Origin of the sequence: Butyrivibrio sp. AE3006, assembly GCF_000424165.1 — a bacterium.
In the GTDB taxonomy this organism is placed as follows: Bacteria; Bacillota; Clostridia; order Lachnospirales; family Lachnospiraceae; genus Butyrivibrio.
Genome location: NZ_AUJJ01000012.1, coordinates 1 through 16,681, shown reverse-complemented (window position 1 = coordinate 16,681; position 16,681 = coordinate 1). Strand labels below are relative to the sequence as shown.

Annotated in this window: 9 protein-coding genes; 7 read left to right on the top strand and 2 right to left on the bottom strand. The window is 38.9% G+C overall.

Translation table 11 applies throughout. From position 1 onward, the window contains the following. Positions 1-8,334 (top strand): BspA family leucine-rich repeat surface protein, encoded by an 8,334-nt coding sequence (locus tag G603_RS0108080; protein WP_026669900.1) that lies wholly within the window; start codon positions 1-3, stop codon positions 8,332-8,334. Between the two features lie 128 nt (positions 8,335-8,462). On the opposite strand, the gene G603_RS0108075 is transcribed toward G603_RS0108080, so the two are convergent. After that, positions 8,463-9,260, bottom strand: coding sequence for an Rpn family recombination-promoting nuclease/putative transposase (locus tag G603_RS0108075; protein WP_026669899.1), 798 nt, complete (start codon positions 9,258-9,260; stop codon positions 8,463-8,465). Between the two features lie 312 nt (positions 9,261-9,572). Between G603_RS0108075 and G603_RS0108070 the strand changes: the two genes are divergently transcribed. From G603_RS0108070 to G603_RS0108055, 4 genes are read left to right on the top strand one after another with little or no spacing between them, the layout of a single operon-like run. Beyond that, on the top strand, positions 9,573-12,026 hold the full coding sequence (locus tag G603_RS0108070) for a BspA family leucine-rich repeat surface protein (RefSeq protein WP_026669898.1): 2,454 nt from the start codon (positions 9,573-9,575) through the stop codon (positions 12,024-12,026). After that, positions 12,026-12,631: a hypothetical protein gene (locus tag G603_RS0108065; RefSeq protein ID WP_026669897.1), complete on the top strand. Its 606-nt coding sequence runs from the start codon at positions 12,026-12,028 to the stop codon at positions 12,629-12,631. Before G603_RS0108070 ends, G603_RS0108065 begins: the two co-directional genes overlap by 1 nt. Continuing rightward, positions 12,618-12,926, top strand: a complete 309-nt coding sequence (locus G603_RS0108060) for a hypothetical protein (RefSeq protein ID WP_026669896.1) — start codon at positions 12,618-12,620, stop codon at positions 12,924-12,926. The genes G603_RS0108065 and G603_RS0108060 overlap by 14 nt, the downstream gene beginning before the upstream one ends. Continuing rightward, entirely contained in the window at positions 12,913-13,488 is a 576-nt protein-coding gene (locus tag G603_RS0108055) for a type IV pilus modification PilV family protein (RefSeq protein WP_026669895.1), read from the top strand. Before G603_RS0108060 ends, G603_RS0108055 begins: the two co-directional genes overlap by 14 nt. Positions 13,489-13,591: 103 nt before the next feature. Here G603_RS0108055 and G603_RS0108050 read toward each other — a convergent pair whose 3' ends face one another. Continuing rightward, positions 13,592-13,936, bottom strand: coding sequence for a helix-turn-helix domain-containing protein (locus G603_RS0108050; RefSeq protein ID WP_026669894.1), 345 nt, complete (start codon positions 13,934-13,936; stop codon positions 13,592-13,594). A 153-nt stretch (positions 13,937-14,089) separates the two neighbouring features. Between G603_RS0108050 and G603_RS0108045 the strand changes: the two genes are divergently transcribed. Together G603_RS0108045 and G603_RS0108040 are read left to right on the top strand one after the other, a co-directional pair. Then, positions 14,090-14,767: a type II toxin-antitoxin system PemK/MazF family toxin gene (locus tag G603_RS0108045; protein WP_026669893.1), complete on the top strand. Its 678-nt coding sequence runs from the start codon at positions 14,090-14,092 to the stop codon at positions 14,765-14,767. 91 nt (positions 14,768-14,858) lie between these two features. Beyond that, complete coding sequence (locus G603_RS0108040; RefSeq protein ID WP_026669892.1) at positions 14,859-16,337, top strand: ISLre2 family transposase; 1,479 nt, start codon at positions 14,859-14,861, stop codon at positions 16,335-16,337. Positions 16,338-16,681 lie beyond the last annotated feature (344 nt).

Genomic DNA, 16,681 nt, shown 5'->3' with positions numbered 1-16,681 from the left:
ATGAAAAATAGAATATTTCGATCAAACAACAAAAAGGGATACACTCTTGCAGAAGTATTGATTGCTATAGCAATTATAGCGATCCTTGGTGCTGTTGCGGCAATTTCGGCAAACAGGATGATAAAGAGCACCAGGCAAAAATCTCTGGATAAGATGGCGGAAACCATCTTCCTTGTTGCGGAAAGAAATATTCAAAAAGCTTATTGGGTCGACGGTGTAAGTCTTGAAACGAACGATCATGTAACTGATGCGCCGGACGATCCTTTAAAAGATTTGATACTACCTGCTGATACAATAAGTGCAGAGGTCAGCTCTGCAAAATGGTTTATAGCATATGAAACCAAGAACGATAATTGTCATATAGACTATGTATACTGTACAACAGCAGATAATTCATATGCTGGTGCTTTCGAAGAGTATGATGTTAGCAATTATTCTACAGTATGGCAAAGTAAAGAAGGAAAAGTAGGTTATTATAACGGCGGTGATATGGATGAACTTCCGTATACGGCCGGTCTTAGTTCTGATAAAATGTATGCTGCTCTGAAGGTTGAAAACAAGGAAGAACTCGGAGTAGGCGTCTACATTCAGATTCCTGATTACAAGAATAATCCAGGTTTTTACAATGGAAGTTATTTAAATCCCAAAAATGTTAATTATAAGCTCAGCATCACTGGGCTTACTTCTGGTGCGTCAATTACTATTGCAAATCCTGGTAAATTAAAAAATGGCACCACTGATGTCACGGAATTAAGCGCAACTCCAAGTAAATTAAGTAAATTTACATATCAAGGAGTTCAAAAGAACTGTTTTATTGCAGGTTTAAATGAACAGGTACCAGGCATTTACAGAGACTATGTAGTTCTTGATAATCTAAGTGCAAATAATAAGCAGTTTAAGAACGTAGTAAAATCAAGCGAAAGCGGAATAATTCCCGGTGAAGATATCCTTATAGAAATATCAGCGACTTGCGTTGGTGTCGAGGCTTCGCTTACTAATAGTGCAAATATTACCGGCGGCGATGCTGAAAATGAAGCAGTATTTTTCGAAGATGATAATAATGGATGGGTTAAATCTGCCCAAACCAATTCCCTTTTTGAAAGCAGAGAAATCGTTAATGCAGGTACGGACCAGATAAAGATTGCCTATGGCCGCCATCTGCAAAATCTTGATGCAGCAATTTCCGGAATGTCTGATAAAGCAACGGATAAAACTCTTAATGTAGTACAGACAAAGACTATTGACTATAATTATGCTCAAACTGTTGCAGATGCTGCCACTATATCAGGGCTGTCCGATGAACAGGCAGCACTAAGAGGAATGTCCGGTGTTCTAAAGGCAGCTGCCATGAACAGAACTTACAATGAGGACTGGGCAAGATTATATGGTAGTTCTTTTACATATTCTCCTGTTATAAATTCACGTATTGTTTCATTTGATGGTGGTGTTGTTTTTGCTGGTAGTGCAGCAGATGGGACTAAACTTATAAGCAGTACATCCACCATACAAGGAATTAGGAATATTAAGGTGGACTATGGTACATTGCGAGCTGTGTGCGAAAAGGCTGATTCTAATACAGAAAAAAACAGAAAGATAAATGCTGGAATTTTTGGAAAATATTATGGTAGTAGCATAAATAATGTACTTTGCTATGGGTTAACAGTTGATTATACAAGGGGAGCGGGCAGTATTCCTTCAGGCGAAACTTCAACTGCTGTAGGATCGATTATCGGAAAAGTTTATAGTGATATAGAGATTGTCGACTGTCAGGTGGAAAAGTCAATCCTTTTAATGGGACAAGTAAATAGTTCTGCAGAGGATAAAGGCTTTCTGGGTGGCATTATAGGTCATGCAAGGAAAAGTGCAACGCTTAATGAATGCTTTGTTTCAAGAAGTATAATTTTGGGAATAGAAAACGGCTGTTATACAGGTGGCATGATTGGACTTGCCAGTGATACTAATGGTTATGTTATCAATAATAACGTAAATGAAGGCTCTTTTGCTAAATGTAGAGTTTCTCAAACAGCTGTAGGAAATATCAGAGGCGGAACAGTAAGTGGAGGGCTTGTTGGCTATACCTCATTAAATAAATTAAGTATCACGGATTGCTATACTGATGGCTTAAGGATATCTTTATATTCTCAAAGTGGTCAAAGATATGCAGGCTGTTTTGTTGGAAGATGCATATGTAAGGATGGGACTATAGAGAATTCAGGCGCATATAACAGCCCTGATTCTCTTGCAAGATATAAGGATGCTGGAATTGGAAATAATGGCATTTTTGATAAATCAAATTTAAGTCTGGCTAAGAAATACATAAATAGTAATGCTGTAGGAAGCTCATCTTCATCCTATGCTAATGCATCTTTGAACATGAGCTGGATTTGGTTACATGGTGGAGTTTCTTCAAATATTTATGATACCTGTAGTGGAGGACTGATAGGCGTAAGTGAAGCAGATAATCTTATGTCTATAGAAAACTGTTATGCAGCAACAACTATTTATTCAGATGGTAACGATGGTACTGCATGTGGTCTGGTAGGAAGTGGAACTAATTCTGCTAATGATGTCCATAAGCTCTCTGTAAAGAATTCTTATGCAGATTGCTATATTAACGGTCAGTACGTTGCTGGTCTGGCTGCATTCTGTCATCCTGCATCAACTTTTGATAATTCATATGCTGCAGGTTTTATTAATTGCACGAGAGCGGTGAAAGTTGCTGGAATTTGTCTTAATCAGGCTACAGTCACAGGTTGCTATAGCCTTATGAACTATGACAATATCTGGGATACTAATAAGTTCAATACTACAAATCTTACGTTTAGTGATGGATATGTGTCCTCATATCCAAGCGACGCTAAGCCCATAAATTCGAATTCCTCTTTGAAGGAATATATATGTCTTATAGCCGCTGATGGTAGTACTGTTGATGATAAAACCTTTTATACCTATGGTGGCGATGGTGATTATATAAAGAATCAGACAAGCCAGATCTCGAATAAATCATCTTACGCATCCCTTGAGGAGATAGCTGGTAAAAATGGAGAATTAACTGATAAGACTCCTTCAAGACTTGCGCCGACGTGTATTTCTGATAATTTACTCACAGCAAAGTTACCTGAAATGCTGACCACTACACTTCCACATTATGGTGACTGGCTTGAAAGACCCGGAAATCGTTTGTATGCAAGAGTATACAAGACTTCTGATAACAAATATGTAATGTTCTTTGAAAAGGGAGGTAGAAAATCAGCACTTCCTACTAATAGTGCAATAACTCTTACAACCGTTGGCGAGTGGCTTGCCGATGATGGAAGTGTTGTTGCGGCAGGAGCAACACCTTCTGTTGATAGCGGATTTTTAAGACAGAGTGATGTTTTACCCACTGATACCGATCAGAGTGATGCGACAAAACTTGCGAAGGCTAAGTTAATTGCGCCCTGGCAGTATGATGGCACAGGCAATGTATCCGGATGGACAGCTAGTACAGTACAGAGCATCACTTCGGTTACTTTTGATGAGGATTTCTGTAAGGATACAAAAGTTACACCTGCTAAATCTATGGCAAAACCTCTTTCGATGAGGAATTGGTTTAAGAATTTCTATGCGGTTACTGCATTTAATAACATTAACAATTTGGATGTTAGTAATGTAGCAAGTATGAGAATGACGTTTTTCAATTGTTATGCTATGCCTTCATATGATCTAACCGGATGGAATACAAGAAATGAAAGTGGTGTAAGTATGCTACTTGACACCAGCTATATGTTTGGCTGTGCCGATGGTGAACCTGTAATTAAAGATGGAAATTCAGGATGGAGAAGAGCGGTAGCTTCTAACATTACATTTGGTAATGGTGAAGGCGGAAAAGGCCTTTTTGATACCTCAAATGTAATTTTGATGAATGGTATGTTCCAGCGTCAGAATGGAATAACAACAATTGATTTGAGTAAATTTGTGACATCAAAAGTTACAGATATGAGTCATATGTTTAATTACTGCTCTAATCTGACTTCGATAACAGGATTAAATGATTTTGATGTACGTGAAGTTACTTCATTTAGACAGACTTTTTATTCTTGTACTAAATATGTTAAATATGACATATCAAAATGGGTAACAACAGAAAAACTTGTTAATACAAGGTCAATGTTTGCAGGTCCTGATTCGAGGAGTACTGAAGAAATTATTTTTGGTGAGAATTTTGTAACTACAAATGTTGTTGATATGAGCTGGATGTTCGAGAATCAAAAGGTTATTACTAGTCTTGATTTGAGATCATTTAATACCCCGAATGTCACCGATTTTTCGAAAATGTTTGTTGGATGCTCAAAACTTGAGACTATTTATGCATCTACGGATTTTGTAACAACAAATGCAAGTAGTCATGATGGAATGTTTGAGGGCTGCAGTGTCCTTGTCGGCGGCTGCGGTACTAAATGGGCTGATAAGAGTGGAACAGCAAAGACAGACAAGACTTATGCATGGATCGATGGTAGAGAAGATGAGTTGAATCCTGCCACAGGAACGGATGAGGGATACTTTACAGATAAGAGTATCTCCGGTCTTTATTGCCGCATTTATGATATGGGTAGTGGAAACTGGTACATGTACTTTGAGCGAGGCGATGAGACACATCATCAAGGTGGAGGAACGTTAAAAGCAGAATGGCGTGGCGATAGCGTAGGCGGTTTCTTGATTAAAGTTGCCAGTGAGGTTAATTCATCAGATGCGGCTCCATGGTATTTGAAAACAAAGGATAAGTGGGATTATTTCAATGATAAAGATAAGATTAAAAAAGTAATCTTTAGGGATGATTATTGCAAATATGCACACACAGTCTCACTTAGAAATTACTTTATCGGTATGACTAAGCTTGCCGAAATAGAGAATATTTCCAAACTGGATGTAAGTGATGTTCAATACATGAATGGTGCATTTAAGAATTGTTCATCATTGACTACACTTGATCTTAGCGGTTGGAATACAAAGAGCTTGATTCAGTCGAACGTTCTTTTTGAGGGTTGTACTAATCTTACTACTATATATGCATCTGAAGATTTTGTTACAACGAAGACAAATAGTTCAGATGGAATGTTTTTGAATTGTCCTAAGCTTGTCGGAGGTTGTGGAACTGCTTGGGCTGATAAGAGTGCAGGAAACACAAATGTTAATAAAATGTATGCTTGGATTGATGGTAGAAATGGTAATCCACAAACAAGTACGGATGAGGGATATTTTACAAATAAAGATTATAGCTCTCTTTGGGCACGCATTTATAGTAATGGTAATGGCGGTTATAATATGTATTTTGAACGCGGTCCACAGAATTACTATATTGATCATAGTGGTGAAACTTTTATCGATGAATGGCGTGGGGATATTGATAATGGATTTGCTGTAGGAACATCTGTACCGTGGAGAAGTAATACTGACAACTGGAGCAGTTCAGACATTTCAAAGATTAAGAAAGTGATTTTTCATGAGAAATTCTGTACTACTGCAAGACCTGTAAGTACAAGTTATTGGTTTGACAGCTTTACAAGTCTGAAGACGTTTGAGGGCATAGATCTTTTAAATACAACTAAAGTTACCAACATGTCATACATGTTCCAAGCGTGTTCAAGTATAGTAGAGCTGGATGGTAGTGGCTTTGACACTGCAAATGTAAAAGATATGAGTTATATGTTCCAAAATTGCTCGAACCTTACTACTATTTATGCTAAAGATAAGTTTATTGCCGGCTCATCAACTTCTACATATTTAGCTTATTATAATTGTAAGAAGCTAGTCGGAGGAGAAGGGACAATTTGTGGTGGGCCTTACGCGGGAAACTTTAATAAATATGTAAAAATAGATAGGGCGCAAAGTGGGGATCCAGGTTACTTTACTGATATAGATAAAACTGGAAGCGTTCTTATGGAAGATACAGGGTCTGACCATATAACAATGCATGTTTATTTTGGAAATAGTACGCAGTATCAGAGTAAGAAAGCAAATCTGAATGATACGGGAACACTGGTTAAGGATATTAAAAGATTTAATCTTGGTGGATATAACTATGAAGATGATTTCCCTTGGCATGAGGAACGTGGCAGAATCAATGCAGTAAAGTTCTATGATACTGATTTATATAAGATTTCATCTTTAAGATATTGGTTTTCAAATTTCACTTCGATGGAAAGCTTTGATTCGAGTCAGTTGGATGACTATCCATTAACTAATCTGGAATATGTGTTTTTAGGATGTAAAAAACTTAATAATCTCGACTTGAGCGGATGGGATGTATCCAGAGTTGAGAAAATGACAGGAATGTTTAATGGTTGCTCTTCTTTGACTGAGCTCAACGTACTTAATTGGGACACAACAAGAGTGACAACTTTGGATGATATGTTTAGTAACTGTACAAAGTTAAAAGTTGTAGATCTTAGTTCGTTTAATGTGGCAAATGTAAAGTCTATGAAGCAAATGTTCTTTAATGACAGTTCATTGACAACTATCTATGCTACTGATAACCTTAACGTTTCTGACACTACGTCGACATATTTGTCATTCTATAATTGTAAAAGATTGGTTGGAGGTGAAGGAACACACTGCCATGGTGGATATGTTTCATCATTTGCTCCTTATGTAAGAGTGGATAAAGCTCAGACTGGAGAACCAGGCTACTTTACCGATGTATCTAAGACAGGTAGTGTCTTGTTAGAAGACATAGGTTCTGGTGAGATCGCTATGTATTTCTATTCTGGTAACAGTAATGATTATAATTCAAAAAGAGATGAACTTGTTTCTGCAGGAAAGCTAATTAAAGATATTTCTAGAGTTAATATAGGAGGTTATGCAACTGCGGAAGACTATCCTTGGCATGAATATAGAGCACAGATTAAGACAGTAAACTTCCTCAACAGAGAGCAATATAAAATTACATCATTGCATTATTGGTTCAGCGGGTTTTCTAAGATGACACACTTTGATACAAATCAGCTGGATGGATCACTGATTTCAAATATGTCAAATGCATTTGCGAATTGTTCTGCGTTGACAGATATAGACTTAACAGGATGGGATGTTTCAGCTATGAAAACATGTGATCACATGTTCTCTGGATGTGCAAATTTGAGTTCTATTGATATTTCTACATGGAATTGGTCAAAGTGTGAAAATATGTCTTATGCATTTAATGGATGTCGTGTATTGACAAATTTGAATTTGAGTTCTGTAAATACAAAGAACCTGACCAACGTGAGTTTTATGTTCAATGATTGTAAACAAATTACAGAATTAGATCTGACGCAGTTTGAAACACAAAATGTAACATCGATGGAGCAAATGGTCTGTGGTTGTACGAATCTTGTGACTATATATGCTACAGATGCATTTATATGTAATTGCCAGACTTTACGGATGTTTAATGGTTGTAGTCACTTGGTAGGAGGAGAAGGAACGGTTTGTGATAGTGTAGGTAGATATGAATATGGATATTATAGTCCGTTTGTACGAATCGATAGTAAAAAGAATCCAGGCTATTTTACTGCTAAAGGTATTTATGTGAATTACTATGATGATGGAACATTGAAGATAGAGACAAGTGAAGGAGGAACAGAGAAAGCATACCTGACCAAAGGTTCTGATGGACGCTATGATATAGATAATACTATATGGTCAGATGTTCTTACATCGATTACAAAGTTTGAATTTGCTACCAGCATAGATCCAGGTACGTCTATAGCCGGATGGTTTAGCGGTGCAACGAATTTGGTCAGTGTTGAAGGTATTGATTACTTGTATACGGAAACGGTTACAGACATGAGTCGTCTATTTGAAGGTTGTACAGCTTTGACGTCTATAGAAACAGATAAACTTGACGTTACTAATGTTACAACATTAGCAAATATGTTTGAGGGTTGTATAGGATTAACTACTTTGGATCTCAGTGGGTGGGATGTATCTAATGCTACTAATATGACAGAAATGTTTAAGGGATGTAGTAATCTTCAGACAGTTACTGTATCGATTTTCAATATTTCCGGAGTAATTGAAAGTACAGATATGTTTAGTGGATGCTTGAATATTGCTGGTGGTTATACTGCAAATCCTACTGTATATGATTCAGCGCATGTTGATAAGATTTATGCCCGTATTGATAGAGGAAAAGATTCATTAGAGCCTGGATACTTTACCGCTGCCAATGCATCTGGTGAACCAGTTTCGGGATATGAATCGCAGATTATAAAGATTACCTTTGCTAATGGCAAGACAGTATACTACTACGATGGAACGTTTTATCCGACATCGGAAGCTGCAATAGCAGCCTACACAGCAGCTAATTCATAATTAGATATAGAAGGAGGCTCTTGGAAAAACTGTTAGAAACAGAAGAACATTGTTTGACTATATTTTTGCACCTTGAGAACAAAATAAAAAGGGATTTCACAGATGTGAAATCCCTACATGAAAAAGGATTATTTCCTTTTGGCTTCTTCGAGTTCATTTTTTAGACGCGTAATCTCATCAGCTAGAGAAGCAATTTCAGCATCTTGTTCTTCTATACGTTTCTCTAAGCGACTGACCTTTTTATTATATAACTCACGCCTGATCATAGCCTCTCGAAGTTCCCAGTCTTCATTCATTAAGATGGCGGTTTTAACAGCTTCACTCATAGATGCATCGTCTTGTGCTATCATAAACAGCTCCTCTCTGCTGGTAGCCAGGAACAGCTTCGCCCAGCGATCAATACCGAATTCTCTGTCATCTTTAGTAGCGTTCTCTGATTGCTTTAATTGTACTACTTTTAGAGTGAACTTGTCACTGTAAACGTGCTGATCATCGATATCACAAAGCTTATATGTTGAGCAAAATTTTGTTCGGTTCTTGAAAAGAGTAAAACCCAAAAATCCAATGTGAATTGTGGGTGTTACTTGGTCGTAAGGCTGACCGCGGTTGAGGTTATCATAGTTTCGGCAGAGATATGAAAGTGATCTGTTAGGCCAGTCTTCATCTTCATCGGTCTGCATTTCAAGATTGATGATGGTTTTATCTTTTAATATGACTTTTACATCGAGAATGAAGAGTTTTCCATCAGCATCAAGCGGTGGTTCAGTAGAGGATAATAAGATGATGTCGTTTACATCCTCTTCCTTCAGATGGAGCACAGAGCGGACAAGACCGGCAAGTGCGACTTTATTACGGGTAAATACACCGTGGAACATGACATTACGTGTCATGGGATAGAATTCTTTTGAATCGATTTCTTGTGACATATAAATAAACCTTTCTAATAATTGGTAGTAACAGTAATTGCGCAAACTGTATTAGTGGAGCACTTAGTTAAATAAAAAAGTGGAATCCTTGTAAGAGTGAATTCTTACAATGCATCTGAGCGATGCGAGAAATAATATAACATAAACAAAATTATAAATCAATATCAAAATGCAAATAAGGTATCATACGATGATTGAGATGATGCCATAAAAATATAAAAAATAATGTGAAATAACTGTGAAAAGCAGTCCTTTACTGAATATTTGACCGATATATTAATTGGATCATTATATGCAAGAGAGGAGTAGCCTATGAAAAAGAGAATGATGTGTTTAATTGCATTCAGCCTGGGTTTTTGTCTTCTGACAATGCAGGGATTTAGTATCACTGCGCTGGCAGAGGAAGCGGCACCTGAAAGTACAGAAGAAACTACGGAAGTAACTGAAGAGGTTGACCCTGAGGTTGCTGCACTTGTTGAGCAGTTAAACAGCGGAGCAGGTAATTACGTGCTGGGCTTTAGTCTTAATGTAAACGGCATGCTGGAGGGGACAGATGCTGATACACAGGACAAGGTTAATGATTTCATAAATGAATCATCGGGATTTTCGGATAACGGTGATGGCTCTTATGAGTTTGTAGATCCTGAGGAGTTTAAGCAGCTTCTTGATATCATGCTTGAAAGCGGAGTTAATGAAGTCTCTGCAAGTAAGGATGATAACGGCGATATGACTGATCCAAAGACAAGACTTTGGGCAAGAGCATATCAGACAGCAGGTGTTGATACCGAAGATACATCGGATGATCTCTTTACTCTCTATTTTGAAAGAGGCTTAAGAGGCGGACATGAGGGTGAGCATTTTGCTTATGAGTACAGGGCTGATACTGATAAAGGCTTCCTTGAAAATGATAACTCTCACCCGTGGTCTGATATTGCAGGAAATATCAGTAATGTAGTTATTTACGATGGTTTTGCAGGGGATGCTGTAGTAACCAATCTTAACGGCTGGTTCCAGGGATGTTCACATCTTAGTGATATAAGCGGACTTGCCAAGCTGAATACTTCAGGTGTTACAGATATTTCTGCACTGTTTAGCGGATGTTCAAGTCTTACAGATCTTGATCTTAGCGGAGTGAATACAGATGCGGTCACAAGTGCTGATGATCTCTTTGCAGGTTGTGATTCACTTGAAAGTATAAGTCTAAGCGGAATGAATCTGTCAGGCATAACTTCTGCAAGTGGCTTATTTAGCGGATGTTCGAATCTTACAAGTATAGATTTAAGTGGAGTGGATTTGTCAGGCGCAGAGTCAGCAGATTCCATGTTTGCTGGGTGTGAGGCTCTTACAAGTGTTAATCTTAAGGGTCTTGACCTTTCAGGTGCAGCATCAGCAGATGCGATGTTCTCGGGATGTACAGCTCTTGAGAACATAGATCTTAGAGGAGTGAACCTGTCGAATGCTTCATCAATTGGTGGTATTTTTGCAGGATGCGAAGCTCTTAAAGATATAAACATGAGCGATATGAATCTCTCCTCAGTATCTTCCATGAGTTCGTTATTTGCAGGCATGACAAATATTGAAAGTGTTAACCTTAGTGAAAGTAATCTTTCTGGCGCAAACGATTTTGGAAGCATGTTTGCTGGCTGTGAGAACCTTAAGAGTGTGAACTTTGAGGATACGAACACATCTGGTGCTGAGAATATGAGCGCTATGTTTGCAGGATGCACTAGTCTAGAAGAGATTGATCTGGCTGACCTCAACACCGAAAATGTCACCGATATGAGTGGAATGTTCAGTGGCTGTGAAAATACAGAAAAAATCATCATCACAGGTTTTGATACAGAGAATGTTACCAACATGAATTCAATGTTCGCAGGATGTGAGAAGCTGAGAGGCATCTATGTAAGTGATGGATTTGATGTTGAAAATGTAGAAGATGGCGATGATATGTTTGCCGGCTGCGAATCCCTGGTTGGAAGAAACGGAACACCGTGGGATGACGAGCACACAGACGAAGAATACGCAAGACTTGATGATGCAGAGTATCAGGATAATGAAGATGGCACATATTCCTATGTAGAAGGGGATTATGGCTACTTTAGAGATGATCCTGATGCAGAAGAGCCGGTTGCTATGACAGAAGATATCCTTGTTGAGTATGTGAAGAAGGAAGAGGACGCAGAAGAAGCCAAGGATAAGAAGAAAGACGATAAGGATAAAGACGCTGAAACCGAGGAGACCGGAGAAGAGACAGAGGGCGAAGGTGAAGGCGAACAGGGCGAAGAACAGCAAGGCGAAGAACAGCAAGGCGAAGGACAGCAGGGCGAAGGTGAAGGCTCCGGAGATGGAAACGGAGAAAGACAGCCGCAGGACGGCGAAGGATCATCTGAAGGCGAGTCACAGGAAGGTGAAGGTTCATCTGAAGGTGAGCCCCAGGGAGATGATCAACAGCCTGAAGACCAGCCACAGGATGAATCAGGAAGTGGCGAAGAAGGTGGATCTTCAGAAGACAGCGGTGAACCTTCAGGTGATGAAGGTGGACCTGACTCAGGTGAAAGCTCTGATGGTGGAAATGGAGAGACCACAGATGAAAGTGATTCCGGAAGCGGAGACGAAGGCGGAAGTGATGAAAGCTCCGGTTCTGATGAAGGTAGTGATGAAGGAAGTAGTGATGATCAGGGCGAACCCGATGCTCCTTCCAATGATGCAGCAATTTTGAACAGCAGCTCTGATGATAGTACAGAACCTGCAGGAGGCGATGATTGATGAAAGCGATTAAAAAGCTTAAATCAAATAAAGGTGCCACAATTATTTTTGCAATGGCTGTTTTCCTTGTGGCTGTAGTAATAAGTGCTTCACTTGTTACGGTTAGCCTGACTGCCACAAAAAGTTCGGCTTCTCAGCTTGAGGATGAGCAGGCTTATCTTGCTGTGTCTTCGGCTGCCAGAATTTTTCAAAAGGAAGTTGAAGGTAAGAATGTAGTTCTAACGAAAGTTGGTGAAACTATTACATCGAGCATATCAGGTGTGTCTGAATCGGCGAAATTAGAGCCTATAAATAATGCATTGATTTTGATTGCAAGCGGAACAGTGCCTACAAAGATCACAGTGACTTCACCAACGCAGGTTGGATATGATGTTGATATTGTATTTACAGTCAATGCTGACAAGAGTTTTGATGCTACATTCAGTTCTTACAAAAAAGGAAAGGCAGGAGAGAAGGCCTATACTTCGGCGATGCATTTTAATTCTTTTGTAGGTGAAGCGACGATTTATAACGTTGATGGAAGCAAAGCGAAGGAACTTACAAAAGTCAGATGGAGCATTTATGGCGAAGACACCAAGAGAGGGATAAACAATGCGAGCAGTTAATTTTATTTTTCAAAAAATAAGAAGACGAAACGGCGAATCCCTGGCAGAGACTCTTGTAGCTACGCTTATTGCGGCCATGTCGATGATGGTTCTTGCAGGGGCGTTGGTATCTTCAGCTAAGGCCAACAAGGCGGCGGATGATATAAGTTCTTTTGCAATGAATGGCGCAAGTGTAAGCGGACAGGTCGTTTTCAAGAATGACTCAAACAGTAAGAGTTATACAGTTGATATCAACAGCAAACAACAGGAATCGGGCAAAGAGACCAGGAAAGTATACTATTATGAAATACATTAAGAGGTTAGTTCGAAAACTGAATAATCGCAAAGGCTTTTCGCTTACAGAGCTTTTGGCCTGTACTCTGATAATGGTTATCGCGACGTCTATCTTCACAGGTACAGTAAGCCTTGCGGCGAGGCATTATGATGAGCAGATTCAAAAGAGCGAAGCGGATGTGCTTTGCGAATCAATAGCTTATGCGCTTCGTGAAAAGCTGAGTTATGTGTACAAATATGATTCTGCTACTGGACGTTTTTACAGTACCAGTTCTAATATGGGGTATTATGCCTTTACTATCGGATCGGCAGAAGTGTCTACTCCGAAGGCGCATAATGAGCTGTTCCTTAGATATTATGCAACTCCTAAAGATACTACCGGCACGCCTTATCACCTTGTCAGCACTGCAAGCTACATAGGCGGTAAGTACTCAGCGTACATTCAAGAAGGAGGCATTACATTTTCCAATAATACCTTCAACGTCACAGTACAGGTGAAAGAAAGCAAGAGTGGGGGCAAAGTTCTTTCTGAGATCCAATTTATTGTTAATTCTTTTGTTTCACAAGTACCGGATATAAAGTGATATTAAAAAATAAAGCTCCTTGCAATTCATAATTACCCACGTGGGATTTATGAAGAGTAAGGAGCTTTTTAATACTGAGAAATTTAGTGCATCAGTGTCGCAATTACTTCAACTCATTTGACCTTAGTTTGTTATAATATGCTATCAGTCGGTCTGCAATGTCTTTATCCCTTTGCATAGAATCTACTAATTCAAATATCTGGACATCTTCATTTTTATCAATTATTATCGTTTCCGGCTTTGCGTCAGAAGTTTCTCCACAAAGATATTCAGGAGAAACATTAAATGTTTGAGCAATAAAACAAATTGTTTGATATGAAGGAGACCTTTGACCGCTTTCATATCGTCCATATCCCATTGCAGACATATTGAGTATTTTAGCAGCTTCTGTTTTGTTGATTCCCATAGATTCTCTTACTGATATAAGTCTTTCCGGATTTAAATTCATTTAAAAACTCCTTATTGACAGTAACCAATGGTTATGTTATTTTATATTAACCGATGGTTATATAATAATTGAAAAAAGATTTTTACGCAAGAATAGTTGTGATTATCACATAAACTAATATTTTTATTGAAATTTGAAAGGTTTTTAAAATAAGTGATTCATATAAATATTCCAACAATAAAAGCAATAAGCAAAGGTGCTAATTCAAAGACTAATAAAGGTAGAAATAATACAACACTATATTCAATTTATGCATCATCTGCATTAAATTACAATGATATGCTCAGAGAAGCTACTGAATACGAGATGGGCAATTGGGTCGAACATACTACTAAATGGATTCAAAGAAAGCCAACTACAAATACTAAAAAGTATGGTAGAGGTACTATAGTAATGCTAGATTTTGGTGCTACTAATTATGGAAGTGAGCCATCATATCAGCATCCTGCAGTTATTATCGCAGAGAATACTTTATTTGTCCTGGTAGTACCAGGTAGTAGTAAGAAATATGGAAGGGGATTCTCGGACGTTATTGATGCCAATACATCAGATGGTTTTTATACTAATACTGGTGTTCAAAGTAAAAGTTATCGTTGGGTTAGCAAAAGTAGGATTGATTCTATAGTTGGTAAAGCAAGCTCAAAGTTACTAGATGAAATTGATGAATCAATATTGAAAGATGTCCCAACACATAAGAAATTGATACACAAATATAAATGCGACATTGAAAATTTAAAAAATGAAAAAGAAGAACTACAAAATAAGATTAGGAAATATGAGAAAATAATAACAACTAATGAAAATGCTATTAAATTGTTGGAATTAGGGTAAATATAGATTCGGAGAAATAAAAAAAGGAAAAGCACCAGCCTTCATGTTAAGATTGAGTTTGCGACAAAAATCTAAAAAGGCGGTGCTTTCCATGTACAACAGTATACTACAGTTTATTCAGAATGATATCAAGGAGATTGAGAAAAATGTCAGAAGTCTCCTTGATGGAGAGAAGGATGCAGCAGATCTTTCAAACGATGTTCATGAGCGTGTGTTAAAGCTTGGATGCAGGCTTATCAGTGAGATATATGAGCAGATTGATGAGGAGATATTCAAGAGCCTTGTAAGAAAGAACAAGTATTATGTCGAGCAGAAGGATATGCCCAGATCTCTTGTTGATGTTATGGGTACCATATCTTTCAAGAGAAGAGGTTATGTACCAAAGCAAGGAGGAGAATACATCTACCTTTTAGACCTGATCATGGGATTCGATGACAACCAGAAAGTCACCATGGCTGCAGCAGCCAAGATACTCGAGGAAGCGGTAGAAAGCAGTTATGCCAAGGCTGGAAAGAAAGTAAATCTGACTGATCAGGTAAGTAAAGAGACAGTCAAGGATATCGTTCATGGACTGGTAGTTGATTTCCCCATAAAGGAACTGCCCGAGAAAAAGAAACTCAAGAATCTCCATATCGTTGCAGATGAGGATCACGTTGCTGCGCAGTTTTGGGATAAAAAGGGTGACCTGAAAATCAGCAGTGCAGGCAATAAGATAAATACCATAATCGATAAGATAATTGTCCTGTTTGAGGATGTAGTAGATGATGCGCCTGAAGACTCAAAGAACCACCGATACAGGCTTGTAGGCAAGCATACTTTCTGTGGGGTATATAAAGGATCAGAGAACAACTATAAGTTCTGGCAGGAAGTCCAGGACTACATATCCGCCAACTATGATCTGGATGTGCTCGAGAGAATCTATGTTGCTGGAGATGGGGCATCATGGATCAGGACAGGCGCTGAAGTTCTTCTGAATGGACGGTTTGTATTGGATAAGTTCCACATGATGAAGTACCTGAACCAATCAGTATGCCATCTGGGAAACGAAGATGAAATGAAAGAATACATGTGGGAATGCATAAATGAAGCTGACAAGAATGGGCTTAAAGAAGCGTTCAGAGCAATACTTGAGGTAACTGATAAAGGCAGCAACAAATACGAAGAGGTAAAGGAAAGCCGGGATTACTTCATGAACAACTGGGATGGAATCGAGATCCGATCTACCGAATCAGGAGGAGCATGGAAGTGCTGTGCAGAGGGACAGGTAAGCCATGTCTTAAGCGACCGGCTCAGCAGCAGACCCATGGGATGGAGTGAGCTGGGCTGCGATAACATCTCAAAGCTCAGAGCGTATACAAGAAACGATGGTAAGATCATAGATCTGCTCAGATATCAGGAAAGGCATCAGACGCTTGAGGCAAAGAGAAAGGAACAGGATGATCTTATAGCTGACATAAAGAGACGTCAGAATGGATGGGATTATGCAGATAAACTGAATACCCATGTGTTGGGCTTAGAGAAAACAAGCATGAAATGGCTTAAAGATATCATAGATCAGAAACTTGCTTAAAAAGGAAGCCAGAGGCTGACGCCTCTGCCCTTGAATAAAGTGCGCTGAGGCGCACAGATATCCTTGATCTGCTTGACTACAGAATATCTGTCAGGAAATATCTGTCAACCCTGCGCACGGCGCACCGCAAAGCGGCTTTGGGGTTGACTGATATTTACTGGCAGATAAAGTAGTCAACAAGCAGACCAAGGAATATAAGCGGAACACAAGGTTCCGCAGGGAACAAACGGCTAGGGGCTGGTAACGGGGGCTTCAGTGCTGTATAATAACGGAGACAAAGTCTGATCTTAAATGATTCCGGGTGTATTCCACCCTTTTGTTTCCGAATTTTGATTTACGCTATC